This is a genomic window from Nostocoides sp., assembly GCF_037045025.1.
Classification (GTDB): domain Bacteria; phylum Actinomycetota; class Actinomycetes; order Actinomycetales; family Dermatophilaceae; genus Nostocoides_A.
The window spans coordinates 74,530-90,465 of sequence record NZ_JBAOHM010000013.1 but is presented as its reverse complement, the minus strand read 5'-3'; the positions used below and the strand labels follow the sequence as shown (position 1 = coordinate 90,465).

At 70.9% G+C, this 15,936-nt stretch carries 13 protein-coding genes; 3 read left to right on the top strand and 10 right to left on the bottom strand.

Annotated features, from left to right (window positions below; genetic code table 11):
- Nucleotides 1-78: 78 nt before the first annotated feature.
- Nucleotides 79-837: a transposase gene (locus V9G19_RS16265; RefSeq protein ID WP_462286483.1), complete on the bottom strand. Its 759-nt coding sequence runs from the start codon at nucleotides 835-837 to the stop codon at nucleotides 79-81.
- 601 nt (nucleotides 838-1,438) lie between these two features.
- Here V9G19_RS16265 and V9G19_RS16260 point away from each other — a divergent pair.
- Nucleotides 1,439-2,197: a transposase gene (locus V9G19_RS16260; RefSeq protein ID WP_462284965.1), complete on the top strand. Its 759-nt coding sequence runs from the start codon at nucleotides 1,439-1,441 to the stop codon at nucleotides 2,195-2,197.
- Between the two features lie 350 nt (nucleotides 2,198-2,547).
- On the opposite strand, the gene V9G19_RS16255 is transcribed toward V9G19_RS16260, so the two are convergent.
- The 7 genes from V9G19_RS16255 to V9G19_RS16225 all read right to left on the bottom strand — a co-directional run bounded on the left by V9G19_RS16255 (nucleotide 2,548) and on the right by V9G19_RS16225 (nucleotide 11,347).
- Nucleotides 2,548-3,156, bottom strand: coding sequence for a hypothetical protein (locus V9G19_RS16255; RefSeq protein WP_462286482.1), 609 nt, complete (start codon nucleotides 3,154-3,156; stop codon nucleotides 2,548-2,550).
- 90 nt (nucleotides 3,157-3,246) lie between these two features.
- A complete protein-coding gene (locus tag V9G19_RS16250) occupies nucleotides 3,247-4,173 on the bottom strand; it encodes a DNA-3-methyladenine glycosylase family protein (RefSeq protein WP_462286481.1) in 927 nt (308 codons plus the stop codon).
- Nucleotides 4,170-4,976, bottom strand: a complete 807-nt coding sequence (locus V9G19_RS16245; protein WP_462286480.1) for a class I SAM-dependent methyltransferase — start codon at nucleotides 4,974-4,976, stop codon at nucleotides 4,170-4,172. The genes V9G19_RS16250 and V9G19_RS16245 overlap by 4 nt, the downstream gene beginning before the upstream one ends.
- An 11-nt stretch (nucleotides 4,977-4,987) precedes the next feature.
- Entirely contained in the window at nucleotides 4,988-5,989 is a 1,002-nt protein-coding gene (locus V9G19_RS16240) for a lysylphosphatidylglycerol synthase domain-containing protein (protein ID WP_462286479.1), read from the bottom strand.
- A gap of 60 nt (nucleotides 5,990-6,049) precedes the next feature.
- The gene (locus V9G19_RS16235; RefSeq protein WP_462286478.1) at nucleotides 6,050-7,924 is read right to left on the bottom strand and encodes a glycosyltransferase family 4 protein; all 1,875 of its coding nucleotides are present in this window, start codon (nucleotides 7,922-7,924) and stop codon (nucleotides 6,050-6,052) included.
- Nucleotides 7,921-8,949, bottom strand: a complete 1,029-nt coding sequence (locus tag V9G19_RS16230) for a glycosyltransferase family 2 protein (RefSeq protein ID WP_462286477.1) — start codon at nucleotides 8,947-8,949, stop codon at nucleotides 7,921-7,923. The genes V9G19_RS16235 and V9G19_RS16230 overlap by 4 nt, the downstream gene beginning before the upstream one ends.
- Before the next feature lie 178 nt (nucleotides 8,950-9,127).
- Entirely contained in the window at nucleotides 9,128-11,347 is a 2,220-nt protein-coding gene (locus tag V9G19_RS16225; RefSeq protein WP_462286476.1) for a hypothetical protein, read from the bottom strand.
- 49 nt (nucleotides 11,348-11,396) lie between these two features.
- Between V9G19_RS16225 and V9G19_RS16220 the strand changes: the two genes are divergently transcribed.
- Nucleotides 11,397-12,089, top strand: a complete 693-nt coding sequence (locus tag V9G19_RS16220; protein ID WP_462286475.1) for a TIGR03089 family protein — start codon at nucleotides 11,397-11,399, stop codon at nucleotides 12,087-12,089.
- A 12-nt stretch (nucleotides 12,090-12,101) separates the two neighbouring features.
- Here V9G19_RS16220 and V9G19_RS16215 read toward each other — a convergent pair whose 3' ends face one another.
- Nucleotides 12,102-13,229, bottom strand: coding sequence for a peptidoglycan-binding domain-containing protein (locus tag V9G19_RS16215; RefSeq protein ID WP_462286474.1), 1,128 nt, complete (start codon nucleotides 13,227-13,229; stop codon nucleotides 12,102-12,104).
- Nucleotides 13,230-13,298: 69 nt separating this feature from the next.
- Nucleotides 13,299-14,408 (bottom strand): glycosyltransferase family 2 protein, encoded by a 1,110-nt coding sequence (locus V9G19_RS16210; protein WP_462286473.1) that lies wholly within the window; start codon nucleotides 14,406-14,408, stop codon nucleotides 13,299-13,301.
- 99 nt (nucleotides 14,409-14,507) lie between these two features.
- On the opposite strand from V9G19_RS16210, the gene V9G19_RS16205 reads away from it, so the two are divergent.
- The gene (locus tag V9G19_RS16205; protein ID WP_462286472.1) at nucleotides 14,508-15,899 is read left to right on the top strand and encodes an LCP family protein; all 1,392 of its coding nucleotides are present in this window, start codon (nucleotides 14,508-14,510) and stop codon (nucleotides 15,897-15,899) included.
- Nucleotides 15,900-15,936: the final 37 nt, after the last annotated feature.

Sequence of the window (15,936 nt, the reverse complement as noted above, 5' to 3'; positions counted from 1 at the left end):
CTTCTTTGGCGACGGCCGTGATGCCTCAGGAGAAGGTAGCTCCCCTGGCGACGTTGCGGCCGACACTCGGAGGCTTATTCACGAGGCTAGTTTCAGGAATTGTAGCCCGAGGACGGCGGTGATGGTTTGAGCGAATTTGTGGTAGGGCCGCCGGTAGTCGGTGTGGAGGATCCGCCAGGTTTTCAAATGCGCGATGGTTCGTTCGATGGTGGCGCGGATCGCGTTGAGTTCTTTGTTGAATTGCTTCCGGTCGTCGGTGAGTTCTCCACCGGGTGGTTTCTTGATCGGGGTGATCAGGCCGGCGCCGATATAGCCTTTGTCGGCGACGATGGTGAGGAGGTCCTCGGTGTCGAGGACTCCGTGGGTGCGCAGGGCGGTCAGGTCGTGGGTGGACCCGGGAAGGGGATCGGAGACCCACAGCAGCCGGCCGGCGAGGGTGGCGGCGATTTGGACGTTGACACCGGTGGTGTGGTGTTTGCCGGAGTAGAGGTCGGGGATGTCGGCCCAGGACCAGCACGGGAGCAGGGTTCCGTCGATGATCAGGGGGACGTCGGGGTCGAGGTCGTCCGCGACCGGGATCCAGTCGGCGGTGGCGTCGGCGAGGGCGGGGGTCATCGCGGCGATGGTCCGCGAGATCGTGGGCTGGGAGGTGGCGTACCGGTCGGCCAGGTCTGCTTGGGTGTGGTTTCGGCGCAGATAGGTCATGGTGATGATGATCGACTTCCGCAGCCCCAGCGACGGCGGGTAGGCCACTGGATATCCTGCGTTCTGCAGGTCGCGGATCATGATGACGAGACGGTCGATCTGGCCCCTGGTGAAACCGGTGGTAGAATACATTCGCGACGGCCCGTTCTGGAGTGTTTGAGTGTGCTAACCCAATTCTCTCTAAGGGCGGGCTGTCGCTTTGTTAGGCGCTCCGGTCAGAATGTCGCGTTTGTATTACGTTCCTCCCCCTGAATAAGCCTCTCTCTACCAAGCGATATTTCTACACCCAACCAGCCGGAGTTCGGCAACTCGGCACCGTTCGAGGCGACGCCGGTGCGCTTAAGGCACGAGTCGAGAGCGAGTACTCCTACAGATACATCGCGACAGCCTACGACTGCCACGGCCGCCAGTTAGGCCGAGTGTCGCGGGAGGAGCACTACTTCTACGACTTCGGACAGTCCGAAGTAACTCGGACCGCCGGCTAAACGGCCGTGGTGGGCACCTCTGAATGGAATACTCCTCACAACTCGGCCTCATTCTCGACTCCCCAGACGCCGCACGCGTCGAGGTCCGGCGCGAGGGAACCGTGGTGAGCGAAATCATGGAGGCTTATTCACGGTGGGGGAATGTAATACAATCGCGACATTCTGATCGGAGCGCCTGACAAAGCCACAGCCCGCTCCAAGAGAAGATTGGGTTACCACACTCAAACCTCCAGATCGGGCCGTCGCGAATGTATTTTACCACCGGTTTCACCACGACCCAGATCGACCGTCTCGTCCTCCTGATCCGCGACCTGCAGAACGCGGGATATTCGCTGGCCTACCCGCCGTCGCTGGGGCTGCGGAAGTCGATCATCATCACCCTGACCTATCTGCGGCGAAACCACACCCAAGACGACCTGGCCGACCGGTACGCCACCTCCCAGCCCACGATCTCGCGGACGATCGCCGCGATGACCCCGGTGCTGGCCGACGCCACCGCCGACTGGATCCCGGTCGCGGACGACCTCGACCCCGAGGTCGTGCTGATCATCGACGGAACTCTGCTCCCGTGCTGGTCCTGGGCCGATGTCCCCGACCTCTACTCCGGCAAACACCACACCACCGGTGTCAACGTCCAGGTCGCCGCCACCCTCTCCGGCCGCCTGCTGTGGGTCTCCGATCCCCTTCCCGGGTCCACCCACGACCTGACCGCCCTGCGCGCCAGCGGCCTCCTGGACGGCGACCGTGCCGCCACGATCATCGCTGACAAAGGCTACATCGGCGCCGGCCTGATTACCCCCATCAAAAAGCCACCCAAGGGAGAACTCACCGACGACCGGAAACAATTCAACAAAGAACTCAACGCGATCCGCGCCACCATCGAACGAACCATCGCCCACCTGAAAACCTGGCGGATCCTCCACACCGACTACCGGCGGCCCTACCACACATTCGCTCAAACCATCACCGCCGTCCTCGGGCTACAATTCCTGAAACTAGCCTCGTGAATAAGCCTCATGGTTCCGCGGGATATCTGCATTGCGGCGCTAATTCACGTGCAAGCCGTGCCTGCCCATCACGTCCCGCGGCGCATCACCATACGAGTCCTCTCGGGTACTGTGCGCACGCACCATCCGTGGTGGCGCATTGCGGGACTATAGCCTCATCCATCCGACCTCTTTCTGAATCGGGACGGACGGGGTTGCGACCAGCCTGACGCGCCTCCGGTAGCCGAGGTTGGGGTGTTTCTACGAAGTCAGCCGGTATGCCGGGTGAGTTCGTATCGCCCCCCCAGCCTCAGACCTCCTCAAGTAGGTGAGTGTCCGGTCCGTGAGCAGGGCGTTTTCCGTGTCTCGTCTTATCGGGAATCAGATAAGATGTGCGGTAGGGTGTGGGGGTGGATCAAGGGGCGTTGGCGGGGATGCCGCAGCCGGGTGGGTTGTGCGTGCAGGAGTGCGACGGCGTTGTTCTGGTGACCTGTGGGCGGGTGTTGTTGTACCGGTATGACGCCGGGGATACCGGGATGCGGAAGGTCCGGCCCGACGCGACTCAGCTCGGCGACGAACTCCTCCGCCCGGCAGCGCCCGGGCCTCCTTGGCGTCGAACGGCGGGCCGAGCAGCACCCAGATGCGCTCGTGACCGAGCCGGCGGACTTGGGTGGCGATTGCCCGGCCCCACGCTCGTCGATCGAGACGAAGCTCCCAGGACCCGGGTCTCCGGCCACGACCGGCAGGCCCCGCGCGATGGCGGCGTCCATGATCGGATGGGCAGTGCAGGCTGCGGCGATCCCCGTCGACGCTGGTGTTCCGGACCGCCTCGAGCCCGGGCTCGTCCTGCGCGGCACCGACATCAGCACGAGACTGGAGCGGGCGGCTTCCATCGCCTCGGCGAAACCGGCCAGCCACGCGATCGTGAACAGACCGGAGTGGGCATAGGTCAGCGCGTCGGCGAAGAATGCCGTAGGCATTGGTGTGACCCCTTTAACGATATAGCCCACAATCGCCTGGTCCTCTGGATCAGTGAAGAGTGCCCGTCGGTGATTCGCGGGGCCGCACTCCTAGCGGCGCGTGGGCAGGTGGGTCGGCAGGGTCATCCGGGGGGCGCGGCGGGGACGGCGACTGCCCGCCAGCGCAAGGAGGGCCTGGACGCGGTAGCGATGTCCGGCATACGGGATCAGCAGTTCCTCCAGCTGGAGGTCGTCGATGTCGTGGCCGAGCAGGGCCCAGCCGATCTCCTTGGCGACGTGGTAGTCGCCGAAGCTCGGCGAGTCGGGGTCGCCGAGGGCGCGCTGGGCGACCTCGGCCATCGTCCAGACGCCGACGCCGGGGACCGCACGCAGGCGGGCGCGGGCCTGGGGCAGCGGCAGCTCGGCGCACTCCTCCAGGCGGCCGGCGACGCGGGCGCACCGGATGATCGTGTCGGAGCGCTGCGGCGTGACGCCGGCGCGCAGATACTCCCAGGACGGGATGGCCAGCCAGCCGGCGGGGCTCGGCGCCAACCGCAGCCCGTCCCGTGGGCCGGGAGCGGGCTCGCCGAAACGCCATACCAGCGAACGGAATCCGGCGAACGCCTCCCGGCCGGTGACCTTCTGCTCGATGACGATCGGGATCAGGCTGTCGAGGACCAGACGAGAGCGCGGCACCCGCCAGCCGGGGTTGGCGCGGCGGGCGTCGGCGACCGGCCGGTGGTGGGCCACCCAGCCGTCCCAGTCATCGTCGGCCCCGAGCAGGTCGGGCAGGCCGTCGAGCAGCCAGCCGGCCCCGCTCCCCCACGCCTGGCCGACGACCTCCCCGGCCCTTGGGTCCTCGCGCAGCAGCAGCGTCGCCGGGCCGTCGGGGGTGCGCCGGGCCAGCCAGATCCCGGCGCCGTCGCGGACAAACGTCGGGTCGCCGCGGCCGTGCCGCAGGCAGCCGACGACGGCCCCGAGGGACAGGGGGTGCCCGGGGCGGTAGCGCCGCTCGACGGGCAACGCGGTGACGGTCATATCCGCCGCGGCCCGATGCGCAGCGGCGGGCCGGTGGGGATACGGGCCGAGCCGAACGCCACCCAGATATAGGTCGGCACGAGCGGCAGCGCCGCGGCCAACGCCCGCTCGGGAATGCGCGCGGCCCACGCCGGGATGAGGTCGTCGCCCGCGAACGCGCGGGCATCGGCGAGCACCGGCAGCGTGTAATCCCAGACGTCGAACGCCCCGAACAGCCGCTTCAGCCCACCCCGGGTGTAGTAGCGCTCGTAGTAGTGCTCGCCCTTTCCGGTCAGCCGAAGATAGCGGTCGGCCGCCGGCTGCGGCAGCCAGGACAGCAGCGGCAGCGTGTAGTGCGGCTCGATGATCTGGTGCTTGTGCCCGATCCCGAGATAGAGGGCGCCCTGCGGGGAGAGCACCCGCCGGATCTGCGCGACGACGGCCTCGGGGTCGACGACGTGCTCGTAGATGTGGTTGAAGACCACGATGTCGAAGGCGTTGTCGGGGAAGGGCATCGCCTCTCCCCGGGCTAGCTCGAAATTCACCCGCTCACCGAACCGGTGTCTGGCCGCCGCCAAGCCGGGCTCGTCGATGTCGACGCCAACCGTCTCGGCCCCGGCCAGCGCCAGCTCGTCGGCGATGAACCCCGCCGAACAGCCGACATCGAGCGCCCGCAGCCCGCTCAGGTCGGACACGCCGAGGGCATGGCGCAACACGGCGATGATCTTGCGCGCCTTGGTGCGTCGGCCCTGCTCGTCGAGCATTTTGTCCATCAGCTCGGAATAGGCCAGCTGCTCCTGGCGCTCCCGGTGCGGCTCACTCACAGCGCCCAACCTTAAGCGTCGGGCCCGACAGCCGGCCGCTGATCCTCGCCGGTCCCGCCGAGCAGGTGGTGTGTCCGGGCCCACGCCCACCCCGCGCCGGCGAACGCGACATCGGCGAAGGTCGTCACGAAACGATTGATCACCGCGATCGCCGTCGCGGCCGGCAGCGGCACGATCGTCCCGAGCAGGAGCACCACCAGCCCGTCACGCACCCCCAGCCCCGCCGGCAAGAGCACGGCGAGCATCCCCGCGGCCGACGCCAGCGCAAAGCCACAGATACAACTGACCCCGAGATCCCGTATGCCGATCCCCGGCTGCAGATCGCGGGCCAAGACCGCGACGCTCGCTCCCGCGCTCGCCCAGGCGAGCAGGAACCAGCCCGCCATCGTCGCCACCGCCCGCCCGGACAGGTCGTGCTCGAGGGGTTCGCGGCGCAGCAGCCGCAAGCCGCGGGCGACCGCGGCGTTGAGCACCCGGGGATGCAGCGCGAGCGCGAGCACCGGGATGGCCAGCACGACCAGCACGGTCACCGCCCGCGCGTCGTCGCGGCGCAGCAACAGCGGCAGCGCCGGCAGCCCGACGGCCAGCCCGGTCAGTAGAGACAGTCCAACGCTCACCAGGCCGGCAACCGCACTGCGCCGCCTCGGGATTCGCAGCCGGGAGCCGATTTCGGCTTGGGCGAGAACGGTCCATACCGACCCCGGGACGAATTTGCCCAGCTGGCCGACGAAAAAGATCCCCGCAGCCGGGGGCAGCGGCAGCGGCGACCCCAGGTCGGCCAACACCACCCGCCAGCCGAGCATCGTGAACACCGGCGCCCCGAGACCAGCCACCACGCTGAGCACGAGCGCGCCCGGCGAGACCGCGCGCAGGTGCGGCTCGACATCCGCCCAGTTGGTCACCAGAGCGACGACCACCGCCGCGGGCACGAGCACGGCCAGCACGATCCGCGCGATCGCCAGCGCGCCGCGCCGCCGCGCTGGTTCGCTCGCCCGCTGCCCGGGCTCAGCCACGGCTCCCGCTCACCGACCTCACCACGTCACCGACACCGACCGCTCACCGACCCCGCCAGGTCACCGGCGCCGCCAAGTCAACCGCGCCAGCCCGTATGCCGCTCGCGGATCGTAAGCGTGCTGCTGCGCGCGGCGCATCTTGGCGGTCAGGTCGCCGTCGAGATCGCCGATCAGCCGCAACCCGGCGTTGTCCGCATGGGCCAGCACCGCCCGCACGTCGGCGACGCTGAGCGAGCCCGGAACCGTGCTCGGCCCGAGCGCGAACGTCGTGATCAGCAGCCCACCCGGACGCAGCGCCCACGCCGCCTGGCCAAGCAGGTCGGACACATCCTCGGCGTCGACATCGGCCGGGTGCAGCCGGGCCATGACATCGAGCGACTGCGGCTCGACGTCCAACTCCTCGCCCGGGTCGACCTCGACCGGCGCGAACCCGACCGCCTTGGCCCACGTGCCAAACGGACTGGCGCCCCCCGAGCCGTCGAGGATGAGCGCCGACCGCTGCCCGTCATCGCGCACCCGCAGCACGGCCGCCAATCCGCCCAACGCCGCCCACGCCTCGACGCGCGAGCCCCGCCGCGGCAATCCGAGGGAGCGGGCGGCATCCCGGGCGGCGTCGGCGTCCACATCGAGCGCCAGCACGTCGGTGGGGTGCACCCAATCGGGCAGGTCGCCCGGCGCCAATTCGATCCGCGGGCGCGCCGCCGCGGCCAGGCCGAGCACCCCGTCGCGCACCTGCCCCGCCAGGCGCAGCGGCAACGGCCGCGGGTCGCCGGAGACCGCCCGGCGCACCGCCTCGGTGTCGGCCGGCGGGGCCGCGGCGAGCGCCTCCAGCGCGCCGACGTACTCGGCCCACGGCCCGGACAGGTTGACCTCGGGCGCCGCCTCCCGCAGCCGGGCGACCACCTCGGGATCGGCGAGCCGGGTCAGCGCCGCGACCAACGCGTCGTGGTCGCCGGGCCGCACGAGCAGGCCGTCGACGCCATCGCTCACGTCGTGCGGAAACGAGCCGACCGCGCTGGCCAGCACGGCCAGCCCATGCGCATGCCCGAGGATCGCATTCTGGGACGCGGTCGCCGAGGTATAGGTCAGCGCCATCACATCGTGGCACGCGAGCAGCGGCGCGATCTCGGCCGCCGGAACATAACCCTCCTGGAAGCTCACCCGCCCCGCCAGCCGGGGATCGCCCGCGAGTTCGCGCAGCTCCTCACCCAGGTCGCCCCACACCTCTCCCGCGATCGTCAGCGTCGGCCCCGGCGCCTCGGCAAGCGCCCGCAGCAGGCCGTCCAGGCCCTTGTACGGGCGCACGATGCCGAGCGCGACGAGGCGGGCCGGACCGGCATACGGCTCCCGTCTTGCCGGCGGCCCCCCGGGAAGGTGCGGCGGCAGCGGCGCGACCCGCACGAGATCGGCGCCGAGCGAGGTGGCGACATTGGCCTGCTGGCGGGTATGCACGAGAACCGCGTCGACCCGCGACAGGAACCTCCGCATCAGCCGTTCGTCGCCGGGCCGGGTTTCGTGCGGCAGCACGTTGTGCACGAGCGCGACGACCCGGGGCGGGTGGGCGCCGCCGGTGGCGGCCCGCAGCAGGGTCAGATGCGCCGGGACGATCTGCGGGATCACATGCACGAGCACGATCAGGTCGTATGCCGCCACGTGCTTGCCCGTGCGCCGCCAGCTCAGCGGCTTGGCCCAGTGCAGCGGCCGGACCGTGCGGGCATATGGGGTGACCTCGGGTTGGTCGAGCGGGACGGTGGTCTCGCCGGGATAGAGGCGCGCGGGATAGAGCTGCGACCAGGAGACGAGCGTGACGTCGTGGCCAGCGGCGTTCAGGTGGTGCGCCAACTCGGTCGTATGCACGGCGACCCCGCCCTTGATCGGGTGCGTCGGGCCGACGACGGCGATCCGCAGGGCGGCGGCGGCAAGCCCCGGGCTCACACCCCGTCCCTCGATCGGACGACGAGATCGGCGAGCAGCGCGAGCGAGCCGACCATGATGCCGCTGACGACGAGCAGCACGGTGTTGGCCGGGAAGTAGAACGGGTGGCGGATCATGTCGACGACGCCTTTGACGATCCCGATGCCGACCAGCCACAGCGCGAGCGGCATGAGGACCTTGAGCGGGTCGAAGTACATGACCATCCGCAGCACCTGCAGGATGTAGCGGTAGGCGTCGTGGACGAACCGGAACTTCGACTTGCCGGCGCGCTTGGCATAGGTCGTCGGAAGATAGAGGATGTCGTGCTGATTGGACAAGAACGCGATCGTGATCGTCGTCACACACGAAAACCCGGCCGGCAGCAGCCGCAGGTAGGGCAGCGCGACGCTGCGGCGGAAGGCGCGCAGGCCGGAGTTCAAGTCGGGGATCTGCTGGTTGGTCAGCCGCTCGGCGATCTTGCGGATCAGCCACTTGGCCGGCACGCGCAGCCACTTGTGGCTGCCCTCCTCGGTGGTGCGGGCGCCCACGACTTGGTCGTATGACGGGTCGTCCAGCAGGGTCCGCACCAGCTCGGGGATGCGCTCGTTCTCGTAGGTCATGTCGGCGTCGGTCCAGACGACGATCTCGCCCTTGGCCTGCTGGGTCCCGATCCGCCGGGCGGTGCCGGAGCCGCCATTGCGGCGGAAGGGCATCAGCCGGATGTTCGGGTAGTCGCGCTGGGCGCGGGTGAGGACCTCGAGGGTGTTGTCGGTGGAGGCGTCGTCGATGCACAACAGTTCGTAGGTCAGTCCGCTGTCGCGCATCACTGCCGTGATCCGCTCGATCTCGAGCAGCACGTGCTCGCCCTCGTTGTAGCAGGGCAGCACGATCGTGACGAGGGGAGGGACGGATACGAGGTCGGTGTTTTCGGGGACAGCGGCTTCGGGGACAGCGGGTTCGGAGTTGCCCAGTTCGTGGTCGGCGGGTTCGGCGTTGGCGGGTTCGGGGCGCGCCACCGGGCGCGAAGAGGCGGCGAGCTCGGTCATCGTGGCTCCGAGCGTACCTGCCCCTCGCCCCTAACTCCGGTTGCACCCAGCCACCCACGAACCGGCCACCCACGACCAAGAGGACGGGCTGCGTGTCGATCGGCTCCTCGCGATGTCGTCCGGCCGGGCGCGCGACGCCATCCCTCGCCTTCGATCCCGGCCGAGCCTTCTCCCTGGCTCAAGCGCGCGCGAAGGGGATGAGTATGCGGCAGTGGCGCCGAGCCGAGTTGGTGCGCCTGACTCCGGGCGTGCGCATCCGCGAGCCGCTGGCGACGGTACGTGACAAGGCCATTGCCTTTGGGCTAGCGGTCGGCGGGGCGCTGGCGGTCCTGCCGGACCGGGCTGGGACAGCGGACCCGAGCCAGACCCGGATCGGCAGGTTTACCAGGCCGTCGGGGCGGCGCTCTAGGAGCCGGTCGTCCTCGCGAACGTCGATGTCGGCGACCAGGTCGGGGATGGCGCCCATGACGGTGATCGCGTCGGGTGAGTCGGCAGCGAGCAGCACGAGTCGACCACCGGGGGGCAGGCCGGCGGCGATCCGGTCCGCGGCGGCGCGCCTTTGAATCGGGTCCAGCCGCAGCGCGCTCGTGGTGGACAGGGCCGGCCGCTTGCACATGCCGCGGATGACCTGCGGCCACTCGTTGGCCGCGCGGGAGTCGACCGCGAGCGCGACATCTCCCGGCCGCAGTGCACGGCAGACGCTCGCGACCGCGCTCATCGTGCCGGCCTCCACGCGTTCGGCGCGGTGCGGCCAGGTCGCCGCCGCGGTCGGAGCCACCAAGACGAGCACGACCAAGCCGGCGACGGCCCGTGCCAGGGTAGTTCGGCTCCCTGTGGCCGCTGCCAGGCCGGGCCGCCACAACCACGCCGCCGCGGCCACCACGAGCAACGCGACGAACGGCAGCGCGATGACCAGCCGCCGCTCGGCCCACGGGTGATCGGGGGTGATGCCCGGGCGATACAGGGTGAGGACGGTCGACCCGGCGCCGACGACCAGCGGTCCGGCCCAGGCGGGCAATGCCGCGCCGGCCGTCCACGCGCGAGCGAGCCGGTGCACGAGCACCGCGAGCGCCACCAGCGCCACGGCCAGCGCGAGCGGCCCGACCCACCAGGCCAGCCAGGTGACGGTCTGCTCGGCATACGTCCGGCCGCCGTCGACCCGCAACCCCTGCCGGGCCTGCAGGCCGGCGACCACCCGCGACCCGGGGTCGTTCGGGTCCTGCCGCACCGTCATCATCAACGGGCGCGCCGCGAGCAGCAGCCCAACAACCACAACCCCGCCGGCGAGCAGCGGAGCCAGGATGCGAGCCAGAGCGCGCGGCATACCGAATCCGCGGCGGGCAAGCAGCACCAAAACACACGCGGCCAGCACAAACACGACCCCGAGCGCGAGCAGCGGCACCAGGCTGGCGGCGATCCCGCCGAGATACTGGTTCGACAACGCAACCGCGGCCAGCAGCGACACGCCCGTGCCCACCGCCGTCCCCGCCAACAGCGGTCGCGGCCACGCGCGCCCCTGCACCAACCCGAGCACGGCGACCGGGATGAGCAGGATCGCTTCGCGCAGGCCGTCGATCCGCACCAGGCACGTCCCGCCGACCAACAGCCCCGCCACCACCGCCGCGCGCCGATGCTCGAACCGGGCCGCCACCACCCACGCGAGCAGCCCCGCGCCGAGCGTCAAAAGAGCCAACGGCTCGCTATAGGTCGCCCGGCCGGTATGCACGATCGGGAACTGCAGCGCGACCGCAACCGCGGCGACCGGCCCCCACCACCGCCCGATCACCACGGCCGCCAGCAGCCCCACCGCGAGAATCCCGGCCGCGCTCAGCCAGGCCGGCTGGATCAGCGTCGTGCCCACCCCGCCCAGCCAGCGACCGAGCGAATACACCGCCGCCGGGCCGATCACGAACTGCGGCTGGATGCTCGGCGCCGCCGCGCTGCCGGTCTCGAAAAACGCCGGGCTGGCCAGCGTGATCCCGTCGATGTCGAGCACCCCGGGGCCGCCGATGCTCGCCGACGGGACCGCGAGGATCCGGTGGCCGGTGTCGGCGAGCGCAATCGCCGCCTGCAGGTTGCTGCCCGCATCGCGCCGAGGCAGGATCTGCGAGCTGTGCGTCGCGGACAGCCACCACCCGCTCGCCACCGCCACCCCGAGCAACGCGAAGGCCGGCCCGACTCCCAGGCGCACCGCCGGCAGCCGCGCCACGACAGCTCCGATCCACCCCGCGGCAACCACCAGCAGCGGCAACACGAGCCACGGCCGCCACCAGCCCAACCCCCCTAGAAAGGCCGCCAGCAGCGAGGTGGCCAGCAAAACCAGCCCGGCGCCGATCACCCCCCGCTGGACCCACGCCTCCACCCCCCGCCCGCGCTCGTATGCCGCTGGCTCGCTCACGGCGGTCACGCTACCCGCCGCTGTGGGCGCCTCTCCGTAGGCTGGCCTCGTGCGCCCCGACGACCTCCTGCCCCGCCTGCTGCGCAGCGATCCGGCCCGGCCGCGGATCACCTGCTATGACGACACCACCGGCGAGCGGATCGAGCTGTCCGCCAAGGTTCTGGCCAACTGGGTCGCCAAGGCGGCCAACCTGCTGCAGGAGGAGTTCGACGCCGGCCCCGGCACCCGCGTTGCCCTCGACCTCGCGCCGCACTGGCGCACGCTCTATTGGGCGCTGGCCACCTGGGCGGTCGGCGCCGAGGTGACGACCGATCCGGGCGCGGACGTCCTGGTCACCGCCGACCCGACCCACGCCGCCGGGCACGGCGCGGCGATCATCGTGACGCTGCCCGCCCTCGCGCGGCGCAGCGCCCACCCGCTGCCCGACACCGCTTTCGACGAGGCCAAGGAGCTGGCCGGCTACCCCGACCAGGCCAACCCCTGGGACCGCGCCGACGACGACGCGCCCGCGCTGAGCGCGGGGGGCGAGGCGGCGGCATACGAAAATGTCGTCCCGGACGACGAGCAGCCGGGAGCCCGGGTGCACACCACGACCAGCGACACCGCCGGGTTCTTGCGCCTGGCGCTGAGCACGTATGCCGCGGACGGCTCGATCGTGCTCTCGATCACCCCCGGCGACGCGCCGGAGCCAGGTGCCCTCGCGGCCCGGCTGGCCGCCGAGGGCGTCACCCGGCAGGCGTGAGTCACGAGTGAGTCAGGAGCGCTGATCGGCGAGCGCGCCCTCGACGACCCGCTCCAGCTCCGCGCTCGCCTCGGTCATCCGCATCCGGGCGCGCAACTCCTCATCGAGCGCCGCCCAGGTCAGCGGGCCGATCACGCCATTGGGCTTCAGGCCGTACTTGTTCTCGACCTGCCGCACGCGCTGGAACATCCGGTCGTCGAAGACACCGGTCTTGGGCATCCGCAGCGCCCACTGGGCCTTCTTGACCGCATTGCCGGTGTCACCCTTCTTGAGGATGACCGTCTTGCGGAACTTGATCAGCGGGTATTGCAGCTGCTCCATCTTGTTCCACACCGCCCGGCCGACGTTGCCGGTGACCGTCAGGCCATACCGGCTCTGGAAGGAGCGGACCGCGGACTGGGTGAGCGGACCGTACTCGCCGTCGACCGCGACACCGGGCAGGTTGCTCTGCGCCAAGCGGACGGCGGAGCCGGTCGAGCCGAGCCGCAGCACGATGTCCTTGACCGGTGTGAACTCGGTGGCGACGGTGACCTGTGGCGTGCTGCAGCCGTTGGTGTTGATCGACGTCACCGCGCGGCCGGTCCACCACGAGGTCCGCTTGCATGCGCCGTCCCAGGCGAAGCTGAAGTGAATGTGGTCGGTGTGCGGGTGGCTGCCGGTGTAGGGCTGCCAGGTGCCGATGTCCCGGTAGGACTTCCACACCTTGCGGTTCCAGATGACGTACATCAGCCCGAACCGGCGCGCCCACGAGCCGTAGTTGCCGCGGGAGTCCCGCTCGGTCAGCCACTTGGTGACCGCGTCCGCGATCGCCTTGTCGGCGGGGTCGTTGACGTCGAGCATCCAGTCGACGGCCCGGCCGTCGTAGTGCTCGCTGACGTCGGACAGGCACGCGCGCACGGTGCCATAGCTGGGGCGCGAGTAGTGCCGGGAGAGCAGCTCGGCGAGGGCGGCCGCGCCCGGCTTGGTCGTCGGGTCGCACCGCGACTGGCCCTGATAGCTCATCGGGACATCGACGGTCGAGGGCATCGGGATCGGGGGCTTGGGGGGCGCGGGCACCGCGGCGAGGGCGGGTGCGGCGAGCGTCACGCTCACCGCCACCGCCGAGACGGAGGCAATCAGGGAGGTGCGGAGTGTGGTCACGGGATTCCTTCCGGCACGGACAGCCCCCGGCCGGATTTCGTATGCCGCGGGCCCGGCCGGGCATCGTCGTCACCGGCCGTGGGCCATTGCGCCATGAAATCCGGTAGGGCGCAACCCACCACGCCCGATCAGACTGGGTTTTTTTCCGCTTCCGGCGACGGACTGCGGCGTGCCGGGTGCGTCCCGCCGGCCGGTGGCCAGGCGGCGGGGGCTGCTCAGGTAGCCGATCCCCCACGACCAGTGCATGATCGCCAGGGCGATGGGGGTCAGCGCCCGGGCGGCGGGCGGATCGCCACGGCCGATGGCCAGGCCACCGAGGGTGACAGCCGCGGCATACCCTGCGGGGATGGCCAGGGCCGGGCGCCAGGCCAGGCCGAGCAGGGTGGCCGCTGTCGTGCCGAGCACCATGGCCGGCGGGGCGAGATAGCGCAGGTTGATCGAGCCGGTGTGGTGGCGGGCGATGACGTGCCGCCAGGTGCCGTATTGGAAGTATTGCCGGGCCAGCGCCCGCGGCGTGCCGCGCGGACGATAGGTGACGACCAGATCGGGAGTGAACCAGATCCGGCCGCCGGTGCGGCGCACCCGCAGGTTCATCTCCCAGTCCTGGGCGCGCTCGAAGTGCTCATCGAACCCGCCGACCCGCTCCAGCGCGGCCCGCCGGAAGACTCCGAGATAGACGGTGTCGGCCTCGCCCGCCGCGCCGCCGACGTGGAAGGAGGCGTTGCCGACGCCGATCGGGCTGCGCATCGCGGTGGCGACGGCCCGCTCGAAGGGGGTGCGGCCGGCGGCATACATCACCCCCCCGACGTTGTCGGCGTCCTGCTCCAGCAGGGTGCGCACCGCGATCGTGAGGTAGTCGGGCGGGATCTCGGCGTGACCGTCGACCCGGGCGACGATCTCGCCGTGGGAGTTGGCGATCGCGGCGTTGAGGGCGGCAGGGGTCCGGCCGGTGGGGTTGGGCACAACCCGGATGCGGGGGTCGGCTTGAGCAAGGCGCGCGGCGACCTCGTCGGTGCGGTCGCGGCTCGGGCCGATCGCCAGCACGATCTCCACCTCGCCGGGGTAGTCCTGCCCGGTGATCATCGCGACCGCGTCGGCCAGGTGGGCTTCCTCGTTGAGCACCGGGACGACGACCGACACCGACGGCCAGGGCGGGATCTGGGTGTCGGGCACGGGCACGTGCGCAAGTATCCGGTATGGCCGGATCGGTAACCGGCACGCACCGGCCCGGCGCGCCGTTCCCAGCGTGGATGCAGGTGGGCCGTCTACCCTGTCGGAATGACCGACCGCACCCCCGGCCGGCCCGAACGTCCCGACGACGTCCAGGCCATCCCCCAGGGCAAGCGCACCGGTCCCCCTCCCCCGCACCGCGGCACGTCCACCGGACGGGGCCGGGCCGCACCCACCCGCCCGATGCGCTCCCGGCCAGCGTCGGCGCAGTCGGATTGGCTCGGCGAGGAGGCCACCGCCGTCCTACCCGATGCTCCTGCATCGACCGGCGCGAGCCCGTATGCCGCCACCGCAGCGACGGCTCCGCTCGCGTCCGGTCGGGAGGCCGCCTCGACCGCGGCCCGGCCGCTGCCCGTCCGCACGCCCACTGCCCGTCCGGAGCCGTCGGTCGCCCTGCCGGCAGGCTCGGCTGCGCCGAGTGGCGTGCCGCCCGGCGCTGTCCCTCCCACCGCTCCCCCGCCTCTCCCCCCGCGCCCCGAACGCGCGGGTAGCCGGCGGCACCGGCTGCGGACGGTCATCGTGTGTTTGGTCCTGCTCGGCCTGGCGTGGCTCGGGGCGGAGACGTGGGCGGTCCGATCGAGCTGGGCTTCCGTGGGCCGGGTGGCGACCGAGCCGCCGGGAGGTCACATCGGCGACACCGCCGGCCGCAACACGCTCATGGTCGGCTCCGACGCCCGGTCCGGCCTGACCCCCGAGGAGCGCAAGAAGCTCGGCACCGGCTCGACCGAAGGAGCGCGGACCGACTCGATCATGGTGCTGCATACCGGCGATGGGGACCCGACGCTGCTGTCGATCCCGCGTGACTCCTATGTCGAGATCCCCGGGTATGGGATGAACAAGATCAACGCCGCGTTCGCCCTTGGCGGCCCGCCGCTGCTCAGCGCGACGGTCGAAAAGGCGACCGGGCTGCGGATGGACGGCTATGTCGAGATCGGTTTCGGCGGGTTCGCCGGGCTCGTCGACGCCGTCGGCGGGGTGCGGATGTGCCTCAAGGCGCCGATGCAGGACGAGAAGGCGCACATCGACCTGCCGGCCGGCTGCCAGACCCTCGACGGCAAGAACGCCCTCGGCTATGTCCGCGCGCGCTATTCCGACCCCGAGGGCGACCTCGGCCGAGTCAAGCGGCAGCGGGAGTTCCTCGGCGCCCTGATGGGCAAGATCGCCACCCCCTCGACGGCGCTGTTGCCGTGGAAGCTGCACTCGGTCGGCACGGCCGCCGGCTCGTCGGTCGCGGTCGGCGAGGACGACTCGATGCGCGAGACCGCCGGCGCCTTCCTCGGCCTGCGGGCGGTCTCCGGCGGCGCGGGCGCCTCGGTGACCGTGCCCGTCGCCGATGCCGCCGTCCCGACCCCCGCGGGCACCGCGGTCACTTGGGACTCGGCCAAGGCGCAGCTGCTCTTCCAGCAGTTGCGCGATGACCAGCCGGTCACCCTCCCCTGACCGCACTTCGCCCTGGCCGTCTGCCTGCGGCGGGCGC